The sequence below is a fragment of the Curtobacterium sp. MCPF17_002 genome (genome assembly GCF_003234115.2).
Taxonomy (GTDB): Bacteria; Actinomycetota; Actinomycetes; order Actinomycetales; family Microbacteriaceae; genus Curtobacterium.
The window spans coordinates 3,080,357-3,103,921 of sequence record NZ_CP126251.1; the positions used below are offsets into that span (position 1 = coordinate 3,080,357).

Annotated in this window: 24 protein-coding genes; 7 read left to right on the forward strand and 17 right to left on the reverse strand. The window is 72.3% G+C overall.

The window, feature by feature from the left end:
- The first annotated feature begins 33 nt into the window (after positions 1-33).
- The gene (locus tag DEJ28_RS14395; RefSeq protein ID WP_111117425.1) at positions 34-1,107 is read left to right on the forward strand and encodes a diacylglycerol/lipid kinase family protein; all 1,074 of its coding nucleotides are present in this window, start codon (positions 34-36) and stop codon (positions 1,105-1,107) included.
- A gap of 49 nt (positions 1,108-1,156) precedes the next feature.
- On the opposite strand, the gene pheA is transcribed toward DEJ28_RS14395, so the two are convergent.
- The 4 genes from pheA to DEJ28_RS14415 all read right to left on the reverse strand — a co-directional run bounded on the left by pheA (position 1,157) and on the right by DEJ28_RS14415 (position 4,522).
- Positions 1,157-2,113 (reverse strand): prephenate dehydratase, encoded by a 957-nt coding sequence (gene pheA, locus DEJ28_RS14400; RefSeq protein WP_111117424.1) that lies wholly within the window; start codon positions 2,111-2,113, stop codon positions 1,157-1,159.
- 29 nt (positions 2,114-2,142) lie between these two features.
- Positions 2,143-2,688, reverse strand: coding sequence for a MarR family winged helix-turn-helix transcriptional regulator (locus DEJ28_RS14405; protein ID WP_111117423.1), 546 nt, complete (start codon positions 2,686-2,688; stop codon positions 2,143-2,145).
- Positions 2,689-2,750: 62 nt separating this feature from the next.
- Positions 2,751-3,191 (reverse strand): hypothetical protein, encoded by a 441-nt coding sequence (locus tag DEJ28_RS14410; protein WP_111117422.1) that lies wholly within the window; start codon positions 3,189-3,191, stop codon positions 2,751-2,753.
- Positions 3,188-4,522 (reverse strand): molybdopterin-dependent oxidoreductase, encoded by a 1,335-nt coding sequence (locus tag DEJ28_RS14415; RefSeq protein WP_111117449.1) that lies wholly within the window; start codon positions 4,520-4,522, stop codon positions 3,188-3,190. Before DEJ28_RS14415 ends, DEJ28_RS14410 begins: the two co-directional genes overlap by 4 nt.
- A 54-nt stretch (positions 4,523-4,576) precedes the next feature.
- Between DEJ28_RS14415 and DEJ28_RS14420 the strand changes: the two genes are divergently transcribed.
- From DEJ28_RS14420 to DEJ28_RS14430, 3 genes are read left to right on the forward strand one after another with little or no spacing between them, the layout of a single operon-like run.
- On the forward strand, positions 4,577-5,989 hold the full coding sequence (locus tag DEJ28_RS14420) for a glycosyltransferase 87 family protein (protein WP_111117421.1): 1,413 nt from the start codon (positions 4,577-4,579) through the stop codon (positions 5,987-5,989).
- A gap of 5 nt (positions 5,990-5,994) precedes the next feature.
- Complete coding sequence (gene moaA / locus DEJ28_RS14425; RefSeq protein WP_111117420.1) at positions 5,995-7,104, forward strand: GTP 3',8-cyclase MoaA; 1,110 nt, start codon at positions 5,995-5,997, stop codon at positions 7,102-7,104.
- A gap of 2 nt (positions 7,105-7,106) precedes the next feature.
- The gene (locus tag DEJ28_RS14430) at positions 7,107-7,481 is read left to right on the forward strand and encodes a hypothetical protein (protein ID WP_111117419.1); all 375 of its coding nucleotides are present in this window, start codon (positions 7,107-7,109) and stop codon (positions 7,479-7,481) included.
- Between the two features lie 610 nt (positions 7,482-8,091).
- Here the strand turns inward: DEJ28_RS14430 and DEJ28_RS14435 are convergent.
- Genes DEJ28_RS14435 through DEJ28_RS14460 form a run of 6 tightly spaced genes read right to left on the reverse strand, consistent with a single transcriptional unit; the run spans position 8,092 to position 13,418 of the window.
- Positions 8,092-9,192 carry a calcium:cation antiporter gene (locus DEJ28_RS14435; protein WP_111117418.1) on the reverse strand — a complete coding sequence of 367 codons (1,101 nt, stop codon included), beginning with the start codon at positions 9,190-9,192 and terminating at the stop codon, positions 8,092-8,094.
- The gene (locus DEJ28_RS14440; protein ID WP_220034681.1) at positions 9,192-10,220 is read right to left on the reverse strand and encodes an ABC transporter ATP-binding protein; all 1,029 of its coding nucleotides are present in this window, start codon (positions 10,218-10,220) and stop codon (positions 9,192-9,194) included. Before DEJ28_RS14440 ends, DEJ28_RS14435 begins: the two co-directional genes overlap by 1 nt.
- Positions 10,217-11,062, reverse strand: coding sequence for an ABC transporter permease (locus tag DEJ28_RS14445; RefSeq protein WP_111117417.1), 846 nt, complete (start codon positions 11,060-11,062; stop codon positions 10,217-10,219). The genes DEJ28_RS14440 and DEJ28_RS14445 overlap by 4 nt, the downstream gene beginning before the upstream one ends.
- Positions 11,063-11,065: 3 nt before the next feature.
- Positions 11,066-11,872 carry a molybdate ABC transporter substrate-binding protein gene (modA, locus tag DEJ28_RS14450; protein WP_111117416.1) on the reverse strand — a complete coding sequence of 269 codons (807 nt, stop codon included), beginning with the start codon at positions 11,870-11,872 and terminating at the stop codon, positions 11,066-11,068.
- Positions 11,873-11,898: 26 nt separating this feature from the next.
- Entirely contained in the window at positions 11,899-13,014 is a 1,116-nt protein-coding gene (locus DEJ28_RS14455) for a ThiF family adenylyltransferase (RefSeq protein WP_111117415.1), read from the reverse strand.
- Positions 13,011-13,418 carry a TOBE domain-containing protein gene (locus DEJ28_RS14460; protein WP_111117414.1) on the reverse strand — a complete coding sequence of 136 codons (408 nt, stop codon included), beginning with the start codon at positions 13,416-13,418 and terminating at the stop codon, positions 13,011-13,013. Before DEJ28_RS14460 ends, DEJ28_RS14455 begins: the two co-directional genes overlap by 4 nt.
- Before the next feature lie 91 nt (positions 13,419-13,509).
- Between DEJ28_RS14460 and DEJ28_RS14465 the strand changes: the two genes are divergently transcribed.
- A complete protein-coding gene (locus DEJ28_RS14465) occupies positions 13,510-15,171 on the forward strand; it encodes a glycosyltransferase family 39 protein (protein ID WP_111117413.1) in 1,662 nt (553 codons plus the stop codon).
- Positions 15,172-15,183: 12 nt separating this feature from the next.
- Here the strand turns inward: DEJ28_RS14465 and DEJ28_RS14470 are convergent, their stop codons facing one another.
- The 4 genes from DEJ28_RS14470 to DEJ28_RS14485 all read right to left on the reverse strand — a co-directional run bounded on the left by DEJ28_RS14470 (position 15,184) and on the right by DEJ28_RS14485 (position 19,683).
- Positions 15,184-16,116 carry a 4-(cytidine 5'-diphospho)-2-C-methyl-D-erythritol kinase gene (locus DEJ28_RS14470; RefSeq protein ID WP_111117412.1) on the reverse strand — a complete coding sequence of 311 codons (933 nt, stop codon included), beginning with the start codon at positions 16,114-16,116 and terminating at the stop codon, positions 15,184-15,186.
- Positions 16,117-16,125: 9 nt separating this feature from the next.
- Positions 16,126-17,448: an O-acetylhomoserine aminocarboxypropyltransferase/cysteine synthase family protein gene (locus DEJ28_RS14475; RefSeq protein ID WP_111117411.1), complete on the reverse strand. Its 1,323-nt coding sequence runs from the start codon at positions 17,446-17,448 to the stop codon at positions 16,126-16,128.
- The gene (locus DEJ28_RS14480; protein WP_258368286.1) at positions 17,448-18,545 is read right to left on the reverse strand and encodes an LLM class flavin-dependent oxidoreductase; all 1,098 of its coding nucleotides are present in this window, start codon (positions 18,543-18,545) and stop codon (positions 17,448-17,450) included. Before DEJ28_RS14480 ends, DEJ28_RS14475 begins: the two co-directional genes overlap by 1 nt.
- A 124-nt stretch (positions 18,546-18,669) precedes the next feature.
- A complete protein-coding gene (locus tag DEJ28_RS14485) occupies positions 18,670-19,683 on the reverse strand; it encodes an ATP-grasp domain-containing protein (RefSeq protein WP_111117506.1) in 1,014 nt (337 codons plus the stop codon).
- A 106-nt stretch (positions 19,684-19,789) separates the two neighbouring features.
- Between DEJ28_RS14485 and DEJ28_RS14490 the strand changes: the two genes are divergently transcribed.
- Positions 19,790-20,554: a DUF3800 domain-containing protein gene (locus tag DEJ28_RS14490; RefSeq protein ID WP_111117505.1), complete on the forward strand. Its 765-nt coding sequence runs from the start codon at positions 19,790-19,792 to the stop codon at positions 20,552-20,554.
- 110 nt (positions 20,555-20,664) lie between these two features.
- Here DEJ28_RS14490 and DEJ28_RS14495 read toward each other — a convergent pair whose 3' ends face one another.
- A complete protein-coding gene (locus DEJ28_RS14495; protein ID WP_111117504.1) occupies positions 20,665-21,510 on the reverse strand; it encodes a helix-turn-helix transcriptional regulator in 846 nt (281 codons plus the stop codon).
- Positions 21,511-21,612: 102 nt separating this feature from the next.
- On the opposite strand from DEJ28_RS14495, the gene DEJ28_RS14500 reads away from it, so the two are divergent.
- Positions 21,613-22,353, forward strand: a complete 741-nt coding sequence (locus tag DEJ28_RS14500) for an SDR family oxidoreductase (RefSeq protein WP_111117511.1) — start codon at positions 21,613-21,615, stop codon at positions 22,351-22,353.
- A 133-nt stretch (positions 22,354-22,486) separates the two neighbouring features.
- On the opposite strand, the gene DEJ28_RS14505 is transcribed toward DEJ28_RS14500, so the two are convergent.
- Both DEJ28_RS14505 and DEJ28_RS14510 read right to left on the reverse strand, forming a co-directional pair.
- Positions 22,487-22,900, reverse strand: coding sequence for a hypothetical protein (locus tag DEJ28_RS14505; RefSeq protein ID WP_146248948.1), 414 nt, complete (start codon positions 22,898-22,900; stop codon positions 22,487-22,489).
- Positions 22,901-22,909: 9 nt separating this feature from the next.
- Positions 22,910-23,455 carry a hypothetical protein gene (locus tag DEJ28_RS14510; protein ID WP_111117502.1) on the reverse strand — a complete coding sequence of 182 codons (546 nt, stop codon included), beginning with the start codon at positions 23,453-23,455 and terminating at the stop codon, positions 22,910-22,912.
- Positions 23,456-23,565 lie beyond the last annotated feature (110 nt).

Genomic DNA, 23,565 nt, shown 5'->3' on the forward strand with positions numbered 1-23,565 from the left:
GCCCCGGTCGCTTCCGATCGGTACCGTTGAGGCATGTCGACCCCTTCGGAGACCGCGCCTGCGGAGCAGGACGCCCTCCAGACCGAGCAGCGGACGGCCGCGGTGGTCTACAACCCCGTCAAGGTCCACCTGCCGACCCTCCAGCGCACCGTCGCCAAGCACCAGCAGGAAGCGGGCTGGGCCGAGACCCTGTGGTTCGAGACCACGGAAGCGGACCCGGGCGGCGGCCAGGCCCGCGCAGCGCTCGAGGCCGGGGCCGACGTGGTCGCCGCAGCCGGCGGGGACGGCACCGTCCGCGCCGTGGCCGAGGTGGTGCACGGTTCCGACGCGTCGTTGGCGCTCCTGCCGAGCGGCACCGGGAACCTCCTCGCCCGCAACATGAAGCTGCCGCTCGACGACCTCGGCGGGATGTCGAAGGCGATCTTCGCCGGGCACGACCGCCCGATCGACTTCGGGCTCCTCGGGGTCGAACGACCCGACGGGTCCCGCGACAAGTTCGGCTTCCTCGTGATGGCCGGCCTCGGGCTCGATGCCCGCATGCTGGCGAACACCCGGCCCGAGCTCAAGAAGCGGGTCGGCTGGCTCGCGTACCTCGACTCGCTGTTCCGCTCCGTGCGGGACACCGACGGCTTCGAGTTCCGGTACCGGCTCGACGAGTCGGCACGCAACGGTTCGGTGCGGGCGCACTCCGTCATCGTCGGCAACTGCGGGATGCTGCAGGCCAACGCGATGCTGCTGCCCGACGCCGAGATCGACGACGGGGTGTTCGACATCGTCGTGATGCGCCCGCGCGGGTTCTTCGGCTGGGTCCGGATCGGCGCGCGGGTGTTCTGGGAGAACGCGATCCTGCGCTGGTACCGCCGCTCGGCACTGTCCGACACGATGATCGGCCGTCGGATCACGAACGCCGCGAAGCAGGAGCGGCCGCTGCGGTACATGCGCGGCGAGGAGTTCACGGTGCGCCTCGAGAAGCCCGACGAGTTCGAGATCGACGGTGACCCGGTGGGCGAGATCGTGGCGTTCCGCGCCCGGATCGACCCCGGTTCGCTGAACGTGCGCATCCCCGCGGTCGAGACGCACCCGGGGCGGAGCGGCCGCAAGCGCTAGTCGAGCCGCGGCGCGCGCGGGTCAGCGGGCGCGGGTCAGCGCGCGCGGGTCAGCGCGCGTCGGGCTCGCCGGAGACGATCGCGCGCAGCCAGTCGCGGGCCTCGACGAACGCCGCGTCCGAGTAGCGCGCGGGCACCTCTGGGCGCACGCCGTCGGCGCGCGGGTAGGAGCCGAGGAACGTCACGCGCGGGCTGAATCGACGGAGGCCGAGCAGCGCGTCCGCCACGCGTTCGTCCTGCACGTGCCCGTCGAGGTCGATGACGAACCGGTACCGACCGAGCTCGTCACCGATCGGCCGCGAGGACAGCAACCCCATGTTGATGCCCCGCGTCGCGAACTGCTCGAGCATGTCCACGAGGGCTCCGGGGTGGTCGGCGGGCAGTTCGACGACGACACTCGTCTTGTCGGCGCCGGTCGGTTCGGGCAGCGCGACCGTCTTCGACACCAGGACGAACCGGGTGACCGCCGACGCGTTGTCGCCGATCGACGACGCCAGCACCGACAGCGCGTAGTGGTCGGTGATCCCCGGCGGGGCGACGGCGGCGTCGGCGACGGGGTGCTCGTCGAGCAGGGCGACCGCGGCGGCGACGTTCGACGACGCCGGGATGTGCCCGTGGCCGCGGACGTTCGCCTCGAGCCAGTGGTGCGTCTGGGCGTACGCCACGGGGTGCGCGTTCACGGTACGGACGTCGGCGAGCGCGGTGCCGGGCCGGGCCACGAGCACGAAGTCGACGGGGACGAGGTACTCCCCCACGATCCGCACGCCGGGGATCCGGGCGAGGGCGTCCTGGGTGGCGCTGACCCCGCCGTCGACGCTGTTCTCGATGGCGATCACGGCCCCGACCGACCGGCCGCTGACGACGTCGTCGAGTGCCTCGCCGACGTTGTTGACGCTCCGCCAGGGCTTGCCGGCCGCGGCGTCGACGAGCTTGAGCGCGGCCTCGGTGAACGTGCCGGCGGGTCCGAGGTAGGAGTACGTGTCGGACGGCGCGGCGGGGTCGGTCATGCGGCGAGCCTATTGCAGCGGCAGCGGGCTCAGTCCGTCGCGGTGCCGGTGAGCCGGGCTTCGCAGATCGCGGTGTCGTCGTCGTCGCGCGGGTACGTCGGCGCGGCGAAGCGGCCCTCCGGGTCGAGCCGGGTGAGCAGTGCCGCCGCGATCCCGTCGAGCTGCCCGACCTGTTCCTCGGAGAGCGCGTCGATGACCACGCGGCGAGCGGTGCGGACGTGGTCGGGGGCCGCGTCGACGATGGTCGCGTACCCGGCGTCGGTCAGCCGGACGTCGGTCGCGCGGCGGTCGTCGGTCGACGGGCAGCGCGAGACGAGCCCGCGCTTCTCGAGCCGCGACACCACGTGCGACAGCCGGGGCAGCGAGGCGTTCGTCGCCGATGCCAGCGCCGACATCCGGAGGGTGCGGGACTCCGTCTCGGACAGCATCGCGATGACCATGTAGTCGAAGTGCGTCAGGTCGGCGTCGCGCTGGAGCTGCTGGTCGAGCGCTGCCGGCAGGAGTTCCATGACGGCGACGAGCTTCATCCACGCGCGCAGCTGCTCGCGGGTGAGCCACGGGGTCTCGTCGGTCATGCCGCCACTCTACCGAATGGTTGTCCCTTTAACCAGTGGTCAGGGTTAACCAGTGGTCAGGGTCAACCAGTCGACGGGACCAACCGGCGGCGAGCCCGGACGACCCCGACCGCCAGCACCACCACGACGACGAGCAGCAGGACGCCCTCGACGACGAGCAGCCGCGCTCCGTAGTCGAACGGCAGCACGGTCGGGTTCTTCTGGCCGTGGTGCTTCGCCGCGATCTCCGGCAGGACCACGAGCGCGAGGACGCTGCCGAGCACCACGGCCGCCTGCACGACGACGAGCACCCAGGGTGGGAGGGACCGTCCGCTCCGGCGCAGCAGGAGTCCGACGGCGACGACGAACGGCGACAGGATCGCGTCGTGCAGCACGACCGCGGCGACGAGCCACGTCGCCAGGCCCCAGATCCGGTTCGGCCGCACGGTCGTCACGAGGACGTACGCCCCGAACGCGATGACCAGCACGCCGACCACGACGAGCACGATGCGTGCGGCCCTCATGCGATCACCTCGATCTTCTCGATCCACTTGGTCTGCAGCACGCCCGGCCGCCCGGGAGCGATGATCCTCGCCGGGAACCCGTGGTCGAGGTCCAGCTTCTGCCCGTTCAGCTCGAGCGCGACCAGGGTGGTCGGGTCCTCGGCGTACTCGGGCCCCATGTCCATCACGCGGTAGCCGCCGTGCCGCTCGAGGCTCGTCACGCGCACGTGCGAGCCCGGCTCGGCCTGCACGGTGGCGAGGAGGTCGCGCATCGTGATGCCCCGCCAGCGCGCCATCTGACTCCAGCCCTCGACGCAGGAGATCGGGAGGTCGGCCTCGGCCGTGCCGAGCGCCACGAGTTCGGCACGTGAGAACGAGCGGGTCACGTCGCGGCCGACGACCGTGAGGGTCCAGTCCGCGGCGGTCGCGGTCGCGAGCACACCGGCTGCGCGGGCGGTCCGGTTGACCGGGAGGTCGTTCGGACCACGGTGCCGCTGACGCGCACCGAACACGTTGAGCGGTTCACCGAGCCGGCTCGACTGGCCGACCGTGAGCACCACGACCCCGACGGTGGCCGCGGTCACGCCGGCGAAGAAGCCCCGCCGGGCGATCCGCTCACGTCGGCCCTGGGTCGCCTCCGGTGCCGGCCTGGAGGCGCGGCTCACCGCCGGCACGTCGGCCTGCGGTGTCGGGGCGGGAACGCCGTCGACCCAGCGGAGGACACGGCCGGTGAGGCCGCGGGGGTAGGGACCGGCCACCTGCGCGGCCGGCGGCTGCGGGGCGGCGTCGCCCCGTTCCTCCAGGCCCAGTGGCAGCAGCTCGCTGCCCACCGTGCGGTCCGCGACGAACCGACCGTCCTGGTCGTACGAGTCGCGCTTCCGCCAGTAGCGCGCGATGATCGGCAGCTTCGTCGCGATGTGCAGCACGAGGGACCCGATTAGCACGTACGACAGGGCGTAGTGCACCTGCCGGAAGGGGAACGGCCACGGGTACCACTGGTACGTGTTCACCAGGCCGGTCGCGACCTGCACGAGTGCGGCCGACACGAACACCGCGATCGACAGCCGCTCCAGCAGGTGCAGCACACCGCGCACCGGCGGGACCTGCACGAGGGCCGGCATCACCGTGTTGAGCTTGGCGACGAGCAACGGGATGATCGCGATGCCCGCGGTGATGTGCAGGCCCTGCGTGAACTGGTAGAGCTGCGCCGGACGGGTCGGGAACCGCATGCCCGGCAGCGGATCCTGCAGGAAGTGGCTGAACAGCCCGGTGCCGAAGCAGACGAGGAACGCGATCCCGAGCAGCCGTCCGAGGACGACCGCCGACCGGGCGTTCCGGTTCGGGGAGGCCATCGCCGACCGTGCGTCGAGCAACAGCCCCCGGACCGCCGCTAGCCTCGTCGCATCATGCGCAACCGACTCCGCCCCGGCCGACTCCTGCCGACCGTGCTGGCCGTCGTCGGCGTGCTGGCCCTGGCGGGCGTCATCGCCGTCGGCATCACGCATCTGGGGTTCCTCCGGTCCGGTCATCGTTCCCCATTCGTTGCGTGGACGCTCATCGCTTGGACCGTCTTCGCCGGAGCCGTGTTCGCGCTCCGCTTCGTGCCCGCCCGCTGGATGACCTCGCTCGTGATCGGCGGGGCCGTGGTGATCGGTCTCGCGGCGATCGTCGGGCCACCGAACACCAGCACCGACTCTGCCCGGTACGCCTGGGACGGGATCGTGCAGCACGCCGGGGTCTCCCCGTACGCGCACACGCCGCAGTCCGGTGCGCTGGCGCACCTGCGACCGGACTGGCTGTTCCCGGACAAGGTGGACGGCACCTGCGACCCGCTGAAGCCCCGGTACCGAGGGCTCGGCGACGGGGCGAACGGCCACTGCACGGCGATCAACCGGCCGGACGTCACCACGATCTACCCGCCGATGGCGCAGCTCTGGTTCGCGGTGGTCCGTGCGTTCGTCCCCGCGACCGCGCAGTACATGCCGTTCCAGATCGCCGGACTGCTCGTGTCCCTCGGCGTGACGCTCGGACTCGTCGCCGTCCTGCGTCGGGTCGGGCGCCCGACGTGGTGGGCGGCGCTCTGGGCCTGGTCGCCGCTCGTCGCCTCCGAGGCGGTCACGAACTCGCACGTCGACGTCGTCGGCGCCGCGCTGGCCACCGCCGGCGTCGTGCTCGTCGCCTTCGGCCGGCCGATCTGGGGCGGGATCGCACTCGGTGCCGCGACGGCGACGAAGCTCATCCCGGCGATCGTCTACCCGCCGCTCCTCGGACGCTGGCGGAACTGGTGGGCGATCCCCGTCGGCATCGCCGTGTTCGGGCTGCTCTACGTGCCGTACGTGCTGTCCACCGGACTCGACGTGCTCGGCTACCTGCCGGGGTACCTGTCCGAGGAGGGCTACGAGGACGGCTCCCGGTTCGCGCTCGTGTCGCTGGTGTTCACGGGTGACGCGGCGACCGTCGTGGTGGGGCTCCTCGTCCTGCTGGCGGCGTTCGTGGCCTGGCGGCTCGTCGACCCCGCGCGGCCGTGGTCGGGCGAGGTGCTCGTGATCGGCGTGACGTTCCTCGCGGTGAGTCCGCGGTACCCCTGGTACGCGCTGCTGCTCATCCCGTTCGTCGTGCTCTCCGGCCGGTGGGAGTGGCTGTCGATCGGGCTCGCCATCGCACTGCGCGGGGTGTGGCCCTCCGTCGACGCGTACCGGTGGTGGCTCGCGGCGGCGGTGCTCGTCATCGTCGTCGTCACGCTCGTCCGGACCCGACGGGCGGACTGGGTGCGGTGGGGGCGGCTGCTGTCGTTCCGGCGACTCGACCCCGTACGCTGACGCTCATGGCACCCGCGACCCTGCTCGGTTCGACCGGCGGCGACCCGTCGCGCCCCGGTGCGACCCCCGGTGCGACCCCCGGTGCGACCCCCGGTGACGCTGCCGGGCTGGTCGACCGCTTCGGGCGCCGGGCCGTGGACCTCCGGGTGTCGCTGACCGAGCGCTGTAACCTCCGCTGCACGTACTGCATGCCCGCTGCCGGTCTGCCCTTCGCCCCCGACGACGCCCTGATGACCGCGACCGAGATCGAGCGGCTCGTCCGCCTCGGCTCGGAGCGGTTCGGTGTGCGCAAGGTCCGGTTCACGGGCGGGGAGCCGATGCTGCGGCACGACCTCGTCGACGTGATCGCCCGCTGCGCCGCGCTCCCCGACGCGCCGGAGCTGTCGCTCACCACGAACGCGATCGGCCTCGCACACCGTGCGCAGGCGCTGTACGCCGCCGGACTCCGACGGGTGAACGTGTCGCTCGACACCGTCGACCCCGACGTCTTCACCACCGTCACCCGGCGACCGTTCCTCGACAAGGTCATCGCCGGGCTGTCGGCCGCGCACGAGGCCGGACTCGACATCAAGGTGAACGCGGTCCTGCTGCGCGGGGTGAACGACACGCTCGCGCCGGACCTCATGCAGTGGTGCCTCGACCGTGGTTACGAGCTCCGGTTCATCGAGCAGATGCCGCTCGACCCCGACCACGCCTGGGACCGCACGTCGATGATCACCGCCGCCGAGACGCGCGCGATGCTCTCGGAGTCGTTCGCCCTCGTGCCGGACGACGCCCCGCGGGACGGTGCGCCGGCCGAACGCTTCCGGGTCCGTGCCCGCTCGGCGGACGGCAGCGTCGGTGCCGAACTCGGCACCATCGGCATCATCGCGAGCATCACCGAGTCGTTCTGCGCCGACTGCACCCGCACACGCCTCACCGCCGACGGCAACGTCCGGAGTTGCCTGTTCTCCGACGAGGAGACCGACGTGCTCGGCCCGATGCGCGCCGGCGCGACCGACGACGAGGTCGCCGAACTCTGGCGCCTGGCGATGTGGGCGAAGCCGCGGGACCACGGGGACGACAGCGACGAGCTCGTGCACCCGACGCGGGGCATGAGCGCGATCGGCGGCTGAGGATGACGACGCTGCGGTTCTTCGCGGCCGCGCGGGCTGCGGTCGGCGTGGACGAGGTCGAGGTGGACTCCGGGGGTGCCGGTACCGACTCTGGCGCTGGTGGTGGTGCTGGTGCGGGTGCGGGTGCTGGTGCTGGTGCTGGTGGTGCCGTGCTCGGTGGCGCCGTGCCCGGTGGCGCCGTGCTCGGTGGCGCCGTGTCCGGTGGCGCCGTGCTCGGTGATGCGCTGCGTGCCGTCGACGCTGCCGATCCGGCACGGTGGTCGACGCTGCAGGAGCGGTGCTCGTACCTCGTCGACGGTGTGACGACCCGCGACCGGACGACGTCCCTCGCCGGGGTCGCCGTCGTCGACGTCATGCCGCCCTTCGCCGGCGGCTGACCCCGTGGTGGCGCTGCCGGGCGCCTGCTGCTGAGCGCTCCGCCGTGCGCTGCCCGCCGGGTGCCGCTGCGCTCCCGGCGCTCCCCTCGAGCAGTTCTGCCCATAGCGCCTGCAGTAGGAAGCGGAATCGCGCATAGGGTGCAGGATTTTCCGGCCTCCTACGAGCGGAACAGCCTCCTACGCGCGGAACGACCCCCTACGCGCGGAACAGCCCAGGCGCCCCGCCGACCCCGCTCCCCATCGCTGCGCTCCCGGCGCTCCCCGCGCTCCCCGCGAGCGGTTCTGCCCATAGCGCCTGCAGTAGGAAGCGGAATCGCGCATAGGGTGCAGGGATTTCCGGCATCCTACGAGCGGATCAGCCTCCTACGCGCGGAACGACCCCCTACGCGCGGAACAGCCTCGGCGCCCCGCCGACCCCGCTTCCCATCGCTGCGCTCCCGACGCTCCCCACGAGCAGTTCTGCCCATAGCGCCTGCAGTAGGAAGCGGAATCGCGCATAGGGTGCAGGAATTTACGGCCTCCTACGAGCGGAACAGCCTCCTACGCGCGGAACGACCCACTACGCGCGGAACAGCCCCCGCCCCCAGCCCACGCCGCGCGCAACCCCGCGCTACGGCGAGACGGACAACACGATGAACGCGGCGAAGATCACCAGGTGCAGCCCGCCCTGCTGCCGCGTCGCCCGACCCGGCAGCACGGTGAGCACCGACGCGACGATCGTCAGCGCGAGCAGCACGATCTGCGCCGACCCGAGGCCGAGCAGCAGCGTCCCGGGCATGAACAGCGACGCCACCGCGATCGACGGGATCGTCAGCCCGATCGAGGCCATCGCGGACCCCATCGCCAGGTTGAGGCTCGTCTGGATCCGGTTCCGCGCCGCGGCCTTCGACGCAGCGATGCCCTCGGGCAGCAGGATGAGGAGCGCGATGACCACGCCGACGAACGACGGCGGGAAGCCGACCGCGGCGACGCCGGCCTCGATGGCGGGCGACTCGACCTTCGCCAGACCGACGACGGCGACGAGCGCGAGGAGCAGCAGGCCGAGCGACCGGATGGTGGCGCGGCTCGTCGGGCGTGCGGCGTGGGCGTCCTCGGACTCCTCGAGGACGCCGCCGGTGCGGTTCACGGGCAGGAAGAAGTCACGGTGGTCGACGGTCTGGGTGACGACGAACAGGCCGTAGAGCGCGAGGGACGCCAGCGCCACGAAGACCAGCTGCGCGCCTGTGAACGACGAGTCGTCGGTGCCGGTGGTGAACGTCGGCAGCACGAGGGTCAGCACGGCGAGGGCCGCCACGGTCATCGTCGCGGCGGACGCGCCCTCCTGGTTGAAGCGGACGGTGTTGTGCCGGATCGTCCCGATGAGGATCGCGAGCCCGACGAGCCCGTTCATCGTGATCATCACCGCCGAGAACACGGTGTCGCGTGCCAGGGTCTCGGCCTTCGCCCCGCCCGAGCTCGACAGCGCGATGATGAGCGCGACCTCGATGATCGTCACCGCGACGGCGAGCACGAGGGACCCGAACGGCTCCCCCACCCGGTGGGCGACGACCTCGGCGTGGTGCACGGCAGCGAACACGGTACCGGCGAGGACGACGGCCACGAGCACCACCACGAACGTCCCGAGGCCGTACCGTCCGTACGAGAACACGAGCACGATCGCCGCGATGACGGGGACCCCGACGGGCCAGGCCTTGGCGATCCAGTTGCTCATCAGGACATCTTCGCACCGGTCGGCTCGTAGACCGTCACCTCGGCGGCGGCCACGGCGATCCGGATCGTCTCGCCCGGGGCGAGGGCGAGCCGGGCCGCGGTGGCCACGGTGACGTCCGCCACGAGGTCACCGGCCCGCACGCGGACGAGTCCGTCGCGCGCTTCGAGTGCGGTCACGACGCGCTCCGGCCCGTCACCGGTCCGGCTCGGGACGGCGGCCGTCGGGTGGTAGGCGGCGAGGGCGGGGCGGCCGGGAGGCGCGGTGCCGGTCGTCGACGCCAGCTCGCCGCCGCCGTCGAGTGCGATCCCACCCGCCGTGGCCGTTCCGCGGACGAGCGTCAGCCCGGAGAACGCGGCGGCGAACGTGCTCGTGGGGCGGCCGAGGACCACGGCGGTGGGACCGGACTCGACGACGCGGCCGGCTTCGAGCACGACGATGCGGTCGGCGAGGGCGACGGCCTCGAGCGGGTCGTGCGTGACGAGGAGCGCCGGACGGCCGGCGCGGGCGGTGCGGAGGGCCGCGCGGACCTCGGCGCGGGCGTCGACGTCGAGCGCCGAGGTGGGCTCGTCGAGGAGCAGCAGGGCCGGGTCGGTGGCGATCGCCCGGGCGATGGCGACGCGCTGCGCCTGCCCGCCGGAGAGGGTCCCCGGCGCCCGGTCTGCCAGGCCGGCCGCCCCGACGTCGGCGAGGGCCGTTGCGGAGCGGTGGCGCGCCTCCAGGCCGCCGGAACCGGACGCGCGTGGACCGTAGGCGACGTTGCGGGCGACCGACAGGTGCGGGAAGAGGTCGGCGCGCTGCGCGACCAGGCCGACGCCGCGGCGGTGGGCCGGGGTGTCGGTGAGGACGCGTCCGCCCAGGAGGACCTCGCCGGAACGCGAGCGCAGGAGCCCGGCCAGCGCCTCGACGACCGTCGACTTGCCCGCGCCGTTCGGGCCGACCAGGGCGACGCACTCGTCGGCGCCGATCTCGAGGCGCACGTCGACGTCGCGCTCGGGGACGACGACGTGGGCGCGCAGTCCGCCGGTCACGCGATGACCGTCCGGGTGCGGAGGGTGGACGCACCGATGACCACGAGGGCGACGACCACGAGGACCAACGCGAGCGCGACGGCGGTGTCCGGGTCGATCTCGCGCTGTAGGTAGATCTCCAGCGGGAGCGTCCGGGTCACGCCCTGCAGACTGCCCGCGAAGGTGAGGGTCGCCCCGAACTCACCGAGCGCCCGTGCGAAGCAGAGCACGAGGCCGGACAGGATGCCGGGCAGGACCCGCGGGGTGGTGACGGTGAGGAACGTGCGCGTCGGACCCGCGCCGAGCGTCGCGGCGACCCGTTCGTACCGGTCCCCGCCGACGCGGAGCGCGCCCTCGATCGAGGACACCAGGAACGGCATCGCGACGAAGGTCTGTGCGATGACCACCGCCGTCGTGGTGAAGGCGATGCGGAGCCCGTGCTCGTCGAGGAACGCCCCGAGGACGCCGAGTCGGCCGAACGCCGCGAGGAGCGCCAGCCCGCCGACGACCGGCGGGAGCACGAGCGGCAGGAGGACCAGCGCACGGGCGATCCCGACCCACCGCGAGGTCGACCGGGCGAAGAGCACGGCGAGCGGGTAGCCGAGCACGAAGGCGATCCCGGTCGCTGCCGCCGCCGTGCCGAGGCTCAGCCCGAGGGCGCTCAGCGACGCGGGGGACGTGACGAGGGCGCCGAACGACGACCAGTCGACGCGGCCGACCATCGCGAGCACGGGCACGACGACGAAGAGCCCACCGAGGACCGCGGGGACGGGGAGCCACCACGGGACGGGTGTGCGGACCGCGCGGGTCGGAGCCGCGCGGGTCGGGGCCGTGCGGGTCGGGGCCGTGCGGGTCGCTCTCATGGGTCAGGGTGCGCCGAAGCCGGCGGCGGTCAGCACCTTCCGTCCGGCTGCGGAGCGGACGTACGCCGTGAACGCCGTGGCGAGCTCCGGGTTCGCCGCGTCCCGCAGCACGCCGATCGGGTACGTGTTGACGGCCTTGCGAGCCGCGTCGAACGGCACGCCGTCGACCTTGCCGTCGGCTCCTCGGACGTCGGTCACGTAGACGAGTCCGGCGTCCGCCTGGCCCGACTCGACCTTGCCGAGGACGTCGGTGACGGACTGCTCCTCGCTGACCGGCCGGAGGTCGACACTCGCTGCGTGCTCGACCTTCGCGGTCGCCGCTCCGCACGGCACGGGGGCCGCGCACGTCACGACCTGCAGGTCCGACGACGTCAGGTCGTCGAGGTCGGTGATCCGCTTCGGGTTGCCCGGCGCCACGGCGATCTCGAGGACGTTCGTGGCGAAGTCACGCGCCGATCCGGCAGCGATGTCGGTCCCCTCCAGCTCGTCCATGGTCGCCTCGTCGGCGGCGGCGAACACGTCGGCCGGGGCGCCGTTCTGGATCTGCGTGACGAGGTCGCTCGAGCCGGCGAAGGAGAACGTGATCGTGGTGCCGGGGTGGGCGTGCTCGTAGCGCTCACCGAGCGTCGTGAAGGTCTGCTGCAGGGACGCCGCGGCGAAGACTGTGACCTTCCCGGTCGGACCGGTCGTGGCGCTGCTGGTCGTGGTCTCCCCTGCTCCGGGGCTGGCCGTCGCGCATCCCGCGAGGACGAGGACGGCGCACGCGGCAACGGTGATCAGGGCGATGGGTCTCCGCGTGTGCGTCGTCATGCCCCGATCGTAACCGCAGATGCGTCTCAGATGGACGCGGTCGGCTGTCCTTCACGCCGCCAGGCCTCGATGCCGCCGTCGAGCACCGTCGCCACGCGGCCCTCGGCACGCGCCGCTCTGGCCCAGGCCGTCGCCCGGACCCCGCTGGCGCAGACCACGACGACCGGAGCACCATCGTCGAGGTCCGCGGGCAGGACACTGCCGGAGATGATCCCGGTGGCGTGCTCCGCCGGCGTGCGGACGTCGACGAGGACAGGACGGTCCCCGGACCCCGCCAGCTGCTCCGCGAGCGCCGACGGGGCGATCCGCGGCGGCGCGTCGTCGACCGTCGGCAGCGGCCGCCGGGATGCCGGGCCACGCCGGAGCGGGCTCTCGGTCCAGCGCCACCGTCGGGCGTCGACGGTGAGCACCCGTCCGAGCAGGGGTTCGCCGATCCCGGCGACGAGCGCGGTGACCTGTGCGGCCATCAAGGACCCGATCGCACCGCACAGTGCCGGCAGCACGCCGTCGAGCGCGCACGACCCCTCGTCAGGAAGTGCGTCGGGGTGGAGGTCGTGGAAGTCGATCGGCTCCGAACCACTGTCATGGAACACCGAGACCTGCCCGTCGAGCCCGAGCACCGTGCCCCAGACGAACGGCACACCCGCGCGGGCGCACGCGTCCGAGATCGCACGGGTGACCTCGACGCTGTCGGCCGCGTCGACGACGACGTCGTGCCCGGCGACGTGCTCGGGACGGAAGGACTCGGCGAGCGCCACGACCTCGAGCTCCGGGTCGACGCCGCGCACCCGTTCCGCAGCGCACTCGGCCTTCGACCGACCGACGTCCGCCGCGGCGAAGAGCGTCTGGCGTGCGAGGTTCGACGTGTCGACGACGTCGTGGTCGACGACCGTGACCCGGCCGAGCCCCGAGCCGGCGAGGTAGGTGAGGACCGGCGCGCCGAGTCCTCCGGCGCCGACGACCAGGACGCGCGCGTCGGCCAGGGCACGGACGGCTCGCTCCCCGGCGCCCTCGAGCGCGGCGGTGCGGGAGGTCAGCCGGCGACGCGCTGCCGACACCTCGCTGCGGGCGGGGGCGCTGCTGGCGGGGACTCGGCCGCTGCTGGCCGGGGCCGGGCCGCTGCTGGCCGTGTCGCCGGTCATTCCGCTGCCTCGGCGGGGACCTCGACGGACACCATCGTGGCCTTCACCGACGCGACGGCGACCGCGCCGACCTCGAGCCCGAGGTCTCGGACCGCCTCGGCGCTCATGAGCGACACGATGCGGTGCGGGCCGCTCTGCAGCTCGACCTGCGCCATCACGCCGTCCACGACGAGGTCGGTGACGATCCCCACGAACCGGTTCCGCGCAGAGCTCCTCGTCCCCGACGGGTCGTCGAGCTGGGCCCCGCGCCCGCGGATGTGGGCAGCGAGTTCACGCCCGTCCACGACCGTCCGGCCGGAGGCGTCGGACGACCTGGTGAAGGTGCCGCCGTCGACCATCCGACGGACGGTGTCGTCACTGACGCCGAGGTACCGCGCGGCGTCGCGGATGCGGAGCTTCGTCATGGTGTTCGCACCATACCGGCATCCGGAACTCTCAGAGACGGCAGCGACGACCCCGGGTCCTCGCCCAGCCGGTCCGGCTACCGTCCACACCGTGAACGCACCACCCACCGGCACGATCCGCGTCCCCGCATCCGCGGGTGTGGCGCCGGTCCGGTCGAGGGTGCGTGCGCTCGGATCGAGCATGGCGGGCAGCGTCGTCCGGACGCCCGAACTGACGATCGGTGCGCTCGGCGTGCTCGTCACCGCGGCCTTCGCCTGGGTCCCGTCGCTCTGGTACGACGAAGCCGCGACGGTCACGAGCGCACAGCGGACCTGGTCCCAGCTGTGGGCGGAGCTGCAGAGCGTCGACGCCGTGCACGGGCTCTACTACTCGCTCATGCACGTGTGGTTCTGGCTCGTCGGGTACACGCCCTTCACCCTGCGCTTCCCGAGCGCCCTCGCCATCGGCGTCGCCGCCGGACTCGTCGTGGCACTCGGCCGACGACTCGGCGGACGACGACTGGGCATCACCGCCGGCCTGGTGTTCCTCGCGCTCCCCCGCGTGCAGTGGGCCGGGTCCGAGGGCCGTCCGTACGCCACGATCACGACGCTCGCGGTCTGCCTCACCCTGGTCGGGTTGACGGCCGTCCGTCGGAGCCGGAGCGGACGCAGCCTGCACTGGTGGGTGGCGTACGGCGCACTCGCCCTCGTCGCGGTGACGTTCAACGTGTACCTGTCGCTCGCGGTGGCGGCGCACGCCGTGACCCTGCTCTGGACCATGGCGGTCCGCCGTCTCGAGGTCCGACGGGCTTCGGTCCACCGGACGTCCGTGCTCCCCGGGGCACCGCTCGTCACGGGTGGTGCGCTGCTCCGCTGGGCCGTCGCCGCCGGGATCGCCGCCGTGGCGGTGTCACCGGTCGTGGTCGAGATCGCGTCCCAGTCGAAGCAGGTGTCGTGGATCGCGGGCATCGGCGACCGCACCGGTGACCAGGTCTTCGCCACCGCCTGGTTCGGCTCGGTCGGCCTGTACGCGGCGGTCGCCTGGACCCTGATGGTGTTCGGTGTCGCGGCCGTGCTCGTCGAGGCGCACCGTCGGTCCCCGTCGGTGCGAGCGCTCGTCCGGGCCCAGGCCGTGCGTGTCGCGGTGCCGCTGGTCGTCCTCCCCACCGCGGCCCTCGTGCTCGCCACCGCGATGGGCAAGCACCTCTACTCCCCGAAGTACGCGACGCTGAGCCTGCCGTTCGTCGCCCTGCTCACCGCCCTCGCGCTGACGTTCGTCCGTCCGAAGGCGCTCCTCGCCGGTGCGGTCGCCGTGGTCCTCGTGCTGTCGGTCCCGACCGCCGTCGCCGTGAAGGAGCCGCTCGCGAAGCAGGGCTCGACGTGGGCGCGAGCGGCCTCGATCATCACGGCCGAACGCAGCGCGAACCGGGTCGACGCGGACGAGGGGGTCGTGTTCGGCAGCGTCTACGGCCACCCGGGCACGACGGCGGACATCATCCGCGTGTCCTACCCGTCGGCGTTCACCGGCATGACCGACCTCGGTGTGCGCAAGGTCGGTGCCGAGGCGGGCGTGCTGTGGAACCAGACCGGCGACCTCGCCAGCACGATCCCCAACCGGCTCGACGACATCGACACGGTGTGGTTCGTCGGTGGCACGGTGAAGGCGCGGGACATCGAACCGGAGACGGCGTCGGTGCTCGCCGCGCACGGCTTCACCACGAAGGCGCACTGGACGACCGGCACCGTGGTCATCACGGAGTTCGTGCGCCGCTGACGCGGTTGTCGGTCAGTGCACCACGCGCGCGCCGTGCACGGGGCCGGCGGCACGCACCGCGACCATGCCGGCGGCACTGAGTTCGACCTGGACCTCGAGCGCCGTGTCGCGGTCGGCCACCAGGAACGCGACGGTCGGCCCGCTGCCGGACACCAGCCCCGCGAGCGCGCCGGCCTTCTCACCGATCTCGAGCGTCGACGCCAGCGACGGCTGGAGGCGCATCGCCGGCGCCTGCAGGTCGTTGTGCACGCAGTCGGCGAGCAGTTCGGGGTCGCCGGCGCGGAGGGCCTGCAGCACGTTCGCCTCGACCACGGGCGTCGTCGGCGCCGGGGCGATGTCGGCCCGGTAGCGCTCCCGGTGTTCGTCGAGGGCGCGGTACACCGCCGGGGTGGAGAGCCCGTCGTCGCTGAGGGCCAGCACCCAGTGGAACTCGCCCTTCGCCAGCGCCGGGCTGAGCTCGTCGCCGCGTCCGGTGCCCACCGCGGTGCCGCCGGCGAAGGCGAACGGCACGTCGGCGCCGAGCTGGGCGGCGAGCCGGAGCAGTTCCTCTCGGCCGAGGGCGGTCCCCCACAGGGTGTCCACGGCGAGGAGCGTCGCCGCGGCGTCCGCCGATCCGCCGCCCATGCCGCCGGCCACCGGGACCTGCTTGTCGATCGTCAGGCGGACCCCGCCGCGGTACCCGGACGCGTCCGCCACCAGCTGTGCGGCCCGGATGGCGAGGTTCGACTCGTCCACGGGCACCGCGCTGGTGTCGATCGGGCCGGTGAAGGCGACCGAGAAGTCGTCGGCGAGCTCGGCGGAGACGTCCTCGTACAGCGAGACCGCCTGGTAGGCCGTCGCGACGTCGTGGTAGCCGTCGTCCTGCAGCGCCCCGACGGACAGGTACACGTTGATCTTGCCGGGGGCGCGCGTCCGCACGCGGGTCGGTGCGGCCAGCGTGGTCATGCGCCCAACCTATCCCGATGCGGCGGCGGAGACGCCCGGAGCTGCTGCGGCGAAGCCCCGTGCGAGGTCGGCGGTGATGTCGTCGATGTGTTCGAGGCCGATCGACAGCCGGATGAGCCCGTCCCCGACGCCGGCGGCCGCCCGCTCCGCCGAGGTCATCTGCACGTGCGTGGTCGATGCCGGGTGCACGACGAGCGACCGCACGTCGCCGATGTTCGACACGTGGTCGAAGAGCTCGAGCGCGGCCACGAACCGACGACCGGCCTCGACCCCGCCGTCGAGGTCGAAGGCCAGCACCGCGGAGGGACCGGCAGGGACGTAGCGCTGCTGCAGGTGGTGCCACGGCGACGACGGCAGGCCCGCGTAGTGCACGCCGCGCACCTGGTCGTGCCCGTCGAGCCAAGCGGCCACGGCGGCCGCGTTCGACACGTGCCGCTCCATCCGCAGCGACAGGGTCTGGATGCCCTGGAGGACCAGGAAGGCGGTGAAGGGCGCGATCGCCGGGCCGAGGTCGGCGGCGAGCTTCGAGCGGGTGCGCTGGATGAACGCCCGGCGTCCGAACTTCGCGGCGAAGTCGGTGTTCGCGAACCCGGAGTCGAGCGAGGTCAGCTGCGGGTACTTCGCGGCCTGTGCCGACCAGTCGAAGTTCCCGCTGTCCACGATGAGGCCCGCGATGGCGCTGCCGTGGCCGGCGAGGTACTTCGTCGCCGAGTGCACGACGATGTCCGCCCCGTGCTCGATCGGCCGGACGAGGTACGGCGTGGCGATCGTGTTGTCGACGATGAGCGGGACCCCGGCCTCGTGCGCGACGCCTGCCACCCCGGCGAAGTCGAGGACGTCGCCGCGCGGGTTCGGGATCGACTCGCCGAAGAACGCCCGGGTCTCCGGTCGGACGGCCGCAGCCCACTCGTCGAGGTCGGTCGGGTCCTGTACGAACGTGAACGCGATGCCGAGGTCCCGCAGGGTCGACGCGAACAGGGTGTAGGTCGCGCCGTACAACGAGGCGCTCGACACGACGTGGTCGCCGGCGCGGGCGAGGCCGAGCACCGCCAGCGTGGTCGCCGCCTGCCCGGAGGCGAGCGCCAGTGCGCCGACACCGCCCTCGAGGTCCGCGATCCGACGCTCGAGCGCCGCCGCCGACGGGTTGTTCACCCGCGAGTACGTGTGACCGGGGGCGTTGAGCATGAACCGGTCGGCGGCGTCCTCGCCGGACGGGTACACGAACCCGGCGCTCTGCGCGATCGGTGGGACGTTGGCGCCGAACCCCGGGTCCGCCGTGAAGCCGGCCCGGATCTGCCGGGTCTCGAACGCCCAGCCGTCCTCCACCGCCATCAGGACGCAGCCCCGACGGACGTGGCGTCGCCGGACGCAGCCCCGCCGGACGTGGCCCCGGCGGACAGAGCCACCGACGGCCGGACGAGCGGGATGACCTGCTCGCCGAAGCGTTCCATCTCCTCGAGCTGCGGGGAGAACTGCAGCAGGAGCGTGTCGACACCGGCGTCCTCGAACTCCTTGATGCGGTCGGCCACCTGCTCCGGCGTCCCGACGAAACCGGGGCGCAGGCCGCGGTTCGACACCGAGTAGTCCTCGAGCGACGGCACGTGTTCGAGCTGCGACTTCGAGATGAAGTCCTGGTAGGACTCGTAGGCCGTGCCGTGCTGCACGTCGGTGATGCGCGCGAGTTCGGCCTGGGCTTCCGCTTCCGTCTCGCGCACGATGACGTACGCGGCCATCCCGAACGCCTCGAACGGCGGCAGCCCCGCCTCGTCGCGGCGCCGCTTCATCTCGTCGATCTTCGTCCGGAGTTCCTCGACCGTGCCGCCGTGCGTGACGTACGCGTCGGCGTAGTGCGTGATGCTCGCCTTGCCGGCCTCGCTCTCGCCGCCGGCGTAGATGCGCGGCGTGACGCGGGGCTTCGGCTCGAGGTGCGCGTTCTGGATGTCGTAGTACTCGCCCGAGAACGAGTACGGGGTCTCCCGCCAGAGGCCCTTCATGATCTCGACGAACTCCGCGGTGCGCTTGTAGCGGTCGTCGTGCTCGGAGAAGATGCCGCCGTACTGACGCGCTTCCTCCGCCCACCACGCACTCACGACGTTGAAGGTGAACCGGCCGCCGGAGATGTCGTCGATCGTCGCCGCCTGCTTCGCCGTCACGGCCGGCAGGTGGTAGCCCGGGCGCATCGCCGCCATGATCTCGAGCCGCTCCGTCGTCGCGGCGATGGCCGCAGCGAGCGACCACGCCTCGAGGCTCGGCGCCGCGGTGCCCTTGATGTCGTTGAGGTTGAGCTCCGGCACGAGCGTCAGGTCGAAGCCGATGCGCTCGGCGCGCTGCGCCAGGCGCTTCACGTAGTCGAACGTGACCGGCATGTGCTCGTTGTCGACGTTGCGCAGCCAGCCGCCGAAGAGCGGGGTCCAGTATCCGAATCGCACGGGGTGGGGTTCCTTGGGGAGGTGGGGAGGTGGGGAGGTGGGGAGTGCCCTGGTGGGGCCGGGTGACGGACTGGAGGCCCGTGGCGGGGCCGCCACGGGCCTCCAGTCCGGTGGTTCTCGCGTTCTAGACCGTGGGCCGCGTCGCGACGGCGCTGGTCGCGTACTCCGCGGTGAGCAGGCCACCGAGGTACGCGGCGATGGAACGCGGGCCGGAGGCCGGCGCGGACTCCTCGACGGCCGGGTTGTAGTTCGTGTTGGTGTTGATGTCGTAGACGACCGTGCGACCGTCGGTGGTCTCCATGAACTCGACGCCCGCGATCTGGATGCGCTGGTCGGCGAGGAAGGTGCGGAGCTGCTGGACGAGCGGGTGGGTGCTCGTGACCTCGGTGCGGACGCTGAACGCGGGCGGGGCGCCGGCCGTCTCGGTCCCGGGGACGTCGCAGACAGCGCCCGCGATGGCCTGGGGGACCTCGCACGCGTCGGCGGGGCAGAGCTCGAAGCTGCCGGCGCTCGTGTCGACGCGGACGGCGTAGACGAACTCGCCGCCGACGAACTCGACGCGGGTGATGAACGGCTCGCGGGCCGTCAGGTACTCCTGCAGCAGCGTGATGCCGTCGACCGGCTCCTCGAACTCCGGCGAGTCGACGTAGGCGTCGAACTCGGCGAGCGAGTCGAACCGGCGCACGCCGAGGCCCTTGCCGCCCTGGTTGTGCTTGGTGATGAAGGGCACGTCCTGCCCGCCCGTGAAGTCCTTTGCCGCCTGCTTGAGCGTCGTCGTGCCGAACACCGCGGTGGTGCGGGGCACGTCGAACCCGGCCCCCCGCAGGAGACCGTGCTGGGCGACCTTCGACACCTCGAGCTCGAGCACGTGGCTGCCGCCGACGACCTGACGGCCGGCACGCTCGAGCCAGCCGAGGACCGCACGCGTGTACTCCTTCGAGTGCTCGTGCCCACGCGTGTGCGAGCTCGCCGACATCCGGCTCCAGTACACGCCGGGCTCCGGGTCGGCCCCGAGGTCGATCTGCCCCTCGGTGAGGAGGATCTCCTCGACCGGCACGCCCTCGGCCTCGAAGGCGGCGGCGAGCGGCGGGAACCACTCGGGGTTCTCGTGGATGACGTACACGCGGGGAGTGCTCACCCGCCCACCATAGGCACGGTATACCGCACGCGCCCAAGTGTGTGACGCGGTGCTACCTCTGGTTCGGTCTGATGTATCACCTGCAGTGTTCCGGTATGGTTCGCTGATGCGACTCGTGTTCATCGACGAATCCGCGCGCGATGACGCTTACTACTTCTTCGGTGCGCTGATCGTCGATGCCGAGGCAGTCAGGTCGATCGAACGGGCCCTCGACGAGATCGCGGTGCTCGTCGCGCGGGCCATCCCCACCTTCGATCCGTCTGCCGAGTTCCACGCGGTCGACATGTTCCATGGCAAGGGGGCGTGGCGCGGAGTGCCGCTCGGCTGGCGGGTGAAGGCCGCGCGGCTGGTCGCCGGCGCGCTGTCCCGATCGTCCGGTGTGTTCGTGTTCCGTGGCGTCGACCTCGTCGCACAGCGATCGCGGTACGGGGAGGATTCCTACCCAGCACACCTCCTGACCCTCGGGCAGCTCCTGGAAGAGGTCGACCGCAGGCTGGCTGGGCTCGATGAGGCGGACCAGTTGGGTCTGGTGTTGGCGGACGAGCACCATTCCGCGGCAGGCGCACGCCGGAGCCTTCGTGACTTCAAGCTCGCCAAGGTGCCGGGCTACACGAACCACCCGCTCACCCGCATTGCCGACACCATGTACTTCGGTCCCTCCCACGAGAGTCGGCTGCTGCAGGCGGCGGACTTCGCGACGTACTTCCTGAACCGGAACGCGACGGTCGTCGAGCGAGACCTCCGGGCAGAGAAGGCCGTCGCAGCAGTGGTGCGGCGGGTCCGGCAGATCACCGTTCAGGAGTACGTCTGGTCTCCGCCTCCGCCCCTGGTATCCGTGGCGGCCCCGAACGACACAACGCCCCGCGGGTGAGCGGGGCGTTGGCTGGGTGCGGGAGGCTCGAAGCGTCCTGCTCGTCCATGCTAACCGAGTCGCAGCCCTCTGCAGTGACCAGTCGGGCCCACGCACGAGGCGGGAGCGGGTCATTGTTCGCTGAAGACCTGCTGCCCGAGGACGCCGAGAAGCTCGAGCTTCTGCGCGTCCTCGGAGCCCGGAGGCGCCGTGAACAGCAGCAGTGCCTGCGCCTGGTCGTCGGTGTGCAGCACCTGACAGTCGACGGTGATGCGGCCGAGTTCGGGCTGCACGATCGTCTTGTTGTCGGACCACCGGCTCGTGACCTCGTGGAGCGCCCAGACCTCGCGGAACGCCGGGCTCCGCTGTTCGAGCTCGGCGATGAGCGTGGTCGCCCGGCGATCCCCTGGGCCCGCCAGGCCGACCGACGCCCGGAGCGACGCGACGACAACCCGTGCGAGCCGGTCGTGCTGCTCCGGCGCGTACTTCGCGAGCTCCTCACCCGTCACGAACCAGCGCCACGCCTGGTACCGCTCGTTGCCCGGTAGCCCCACCGAGCTGCCGAGGAGCGCAGCCGCGAGCCGGTTCTCCACGAGCGTCTCGCCCAGGTGACTCACCACGATCGCCGGGGTGTCCTCGAGCCGGTCCAGCACCCGCAGGATCGCCGGGTCGACGTGGTCCGAGCGGTGCAGGCGCACCGGAGCGTTCTGCCCGGCGAGGTGGAACAGGTGGTCGCGCTCATCGAGGCTGCACCGCAGCGCCCGGGCGATCGCCGCGACCATCTGCTCGGACGGCTGCGGTCCGCGCTGCTGCTCGAGCCGCGTGTAGTAATCGGCGCTCATCCCGGCGAGGGCGGCGACCTCTTCCCGCCGGAGGCCCGGGGTCCGCCGTCGGGGTCCCGTGCCGAGCCCGACGTCCTCCGGGCGCAGCAGTTCCCGACGACGGCGGAGGAAGTCGGCGAGTGCGGCACGGTCCATGCCCCTGATCCTGCCCCGCTTCGAGCCCGCGTGCCAGGGATCGCCGGTCCCCCGATGAGCGCGCTCTGGTTGCGTCCTCGCCACTCGGACATCGTGGTCGTCATGGACATCACGAACAGCACCGTCTTCATCCCCGGAGCGACCTCCGGCCTCGGACTCGCCCTCGCCCAGCGGCTGCAGGCCGCCGGGAGCACCGTCGTCATCGGCGGACGCCGCGCCGCCCTCCTGTCGTCCCTGCACGACGAGTACGGCTTCGGCACCGTCGAGGTCGACGTCAGTGACGCGGACTCGATCACCGCGGCGGCGGCGTCCGTCCTCGAGCGGTACCCCGAGCTCGACACCCTGGTCACGATGTCGGGGATCATGCGGAACGAAGACCTCCGCTCCCCGGACCACCTCCCCGACGCGCTCGCCACCGTCGAGACGAACCTCGTCGGGACCATCCGGCTCATCGCCGCGTTCCTGCCACACCTCCTCACCCGACCGTCCGCCACCGTGGTGACCGTCTCGTCGGGCCTCGCGTTCGTGCCGCTCACCGCGACGCCGACCTACAGCGCCACCAAGGCCGGCGTGCACGCGTACACCGAGGCCCTCCGGCAGCAACTCGTCGGCTCGTCGGTCTCCGTCCTCGAACTCGTGCCGCCGGCCGTGAAGACCGACCTGATGGGCGGCGCGGACTTCGGCGGGATGGAGCTCGACGCGTTCACGGACGAAGTCGTCTCGCTGCTGGAGTCCGGGGCGTCCCCGGAGATCCTCGTCGAGAACGTGCAGCCGCTCCGGTGGTCCGAGCGCGACGGCACGCACCAGCAGATCCTCGAGATGCTCGCGTCGCGCGGGCACTGAGGGCGGGGGCGGCGCGGGCGCGCGGGCTGCTTCGCGGTCGCGTCCGCGGTCGTTCGCACAACCGAAGTGCGCCCGAACCACGTGTCGACGTGGTTCGGGCGCACTTGCGTTGTGCGACGGTGACGGACCCCGGTCAGTCGGCGGCGGGACCGGCGGCGTCCCCGGCGCCCTCGGCCCTCCGGCGTCGGACACGCCGGTCGAGGAGACGATGGACGACGGTCCACGCCGCGAGGACGAGCGCCCCGAAGACGGCACTGTCGACCGGCCGACCGACGAGGCGGACGACGACGTACGCGGCGGCCATGGCGAGCCCGGTCGACAGGAGGCGGGTCGGGCGGAGGGGGTCGCCGTCGGTGTCGGTGTCCGCGAGTCGCTGGAACGCCAGTGCCCATCCGATCAGCAGCAGGCCGAGCACGAGCGACACCCATGCGACGTCGTTCCCGCGACCCCCGAGGACGGCGAGCACGGCAGCGGCGCTGACGACCACGCCACCAACGAGGAAGACGGCCGCCACCACGAGACCGGGCCGTGCGCGAGGACCTGCCATCCCGCGAGCCTATTGCCGGAGACCGGCCAGCAGCCCCTGCAGTTCGGCCTTCGCGTCGGACATCCGCTCCGGGCCGGTGAGTCGCTCGCGCTGCACGGAGATCCGCACGGTGTCCGCCCGGGAGCCGTCCTCGGTGTTGAGCAGCACTGATTCTCGATCGGGGAAGGTCCACCGCGCCGACGGCCGCTTGCCGCCGCGGGACTCGGACGTCGGAGCGAACCCGAACGCGGCCGTGCACTGGGGGACGATCACGTCGAGCACCGCTTCGCGCTCACCCGGCACCTGACGCGAGGCCGACACTGCGAACGAGCCGTCCGACCGCTGACCCGGGATCCGGAGCCCGCGTGCCTGCTCGTACCCGATCGTCACGCCCTGCGCCCACCACGGCTCGACACCCTGCTCGATGAGCCATGCGGCGATCGCGGCGTGGCCGATGGTCCGTCCGCTCACCGCGTCCATGCGCTCGTACCAGTCGTCGGGCGATCGGCCCGTGGCGGCGAGGACGCGGTCGGCGGCCATCCCCTGCGAGTGCGATCGCACCGTCCCGTCGGTCATGCCGTCATCGTAGGTCCCTGCGGTGGCGGAGTCCGAGCCAGGATCGCCGCCGTCTCGAGTTCGGTGGAGCGGCGCGGCACGAAGGGCTCATCCGCGTCAGCGCGCCGTGG

Coding starts and splice junctions, on each gene's coding strand:
- DEJ28_RS14510 (WP_111117502.1), bottom strand. CDS start 23,455: ATGACCGACGGGACGGTGCGATCGCACTCGCAGGGGATGGCCGCCGAC.
- DEJ28_RS14505 (WP_146248948.1), bottom strand. CDS start 22,900: ATGGCAGGTCCTCGCGCACGGCCCGGTCTCGTGGTGGCGGCCGTCTTC.
- DEJ28_RS14435 (WP_111117418.1), bottom strand. CDS start 9,192: ATGAGCAACTGGATCGCCAAGGCCTGGCCCGTCGGGGTCCCCGTCATC.
- pheA (WP_111117424.1), bottom strand. CDS start 2,113: ATGACCGACCCCGCCGCGCCGTCCGACACGTACTCCTACCTCGGACCC.
- DEJ28_RS14410 (WP_111117422.1), bottom strand. CDS start 3,191: ATGAGGGCCGCACGCATCGTGCTCGTCGTGGTCGGCGTGCTGGTCATC.
- DEJ28_RS14500 (WP_111117511.1), top strand. CDS start 21,613: ATGGACATCACGAACAGCACCGTCTTCATCCCCGGAGCGACCTCCGGC.
- DEJ28_RS14495 (WP_111117504.1), bottom strand. CDS start 21,510: ATGGACCGTGCCGCACTCGCCGACTTCCTCCGCCGTCGTCGGGAACTG.
- DEJ28_RS14415 (WP_111117449.1), bottom strand. CDS start 4,522: ATGGCCTCCCCGAACCGGAACGCCCGGTCGGCGGTCGTCCTCGGACGG.
- DEJ28_RS14405 (WP_111117423.1), bottom strand. CDS start 2,688: ATGACCGACGAGACCCCGTGGCTCACCCGCGAGCAGCTGCGCGCGTGG.
- DEJ28_RS14490 (WP_111117505.1), top strand. CDS start 19,790: ATGCGACTCGTGTTCATCGACGAATCCGCGCGCGATGACGCTTACTAC.
- moaA (WP_111117420.1), top strand. CDS start 5,995: ATGGCACCCGCGACCCTGCTCGGTTCGACCGGCGGCGACCCGTCGCGC.
- DEJ28_RS14430 (WP_111117419.1), top strand. CDS start 7,107: ATGACGACGCTGCGGTTCTTCGCGGCCGCGCGGGCTGCGGTCGGCGTG.
- DEJ28_RS14445 (WP_111117417.1), bottom strand. CDS start 11,062: ATGAGAGCGACCCGCACGGCCCCGACCCGCACGGCCCCGACCCGCGCG.
- modA (WP_111117416.1), bottom strand. CDS start 11,872: ATGACGACGCACACGCGGAGACCCATCGCCCTGATCACCGTTGCCGCG.
- DEJ28_RS14460 (WP_111117414.1), bottom strand. CDS start 13,418: ATGACGAAGCTCCGCATCCGCGACGCCGCGCGGTACCTCGGCGTCAGT.
- DEJ28_RS14420 (WP_111117421.1), top strand. CDS start 4,577: ATGCGCAACCGACTCCGCCCCGGCCGACTCCTGCCGACCGTGCTGGCC.
- DEJ28_RS14475 (WP_111117411.1), bottom strand. CDS start 17,448: ATGGCGGTGGAGGACGGCTGGGCGTTCGAGACCCGGCAGATCCGGGCC.
- DEJ28_RS14470 (WP_111117412.1), bottom strand. CDS start 16,116: ATGACCACGCTGGCCGCACCGACCCGCGTGCGGACGCGCGCCCCCGGC.
- DEJ28_RS14395 (WP_111117425.1), top strand. CDS start 34: ATGTCGACCCCTTCGGAGACCGCGCCTGCGGAGCAGGACGCCCTCCAG.
- DEJ28_RS14455 (WP_111117415.1), bottom strand. CDS start 13,014: ATGACCGGCGACACGGCCAGCAGCGGCCCGGCCCCGGCCAGCAGCGGC.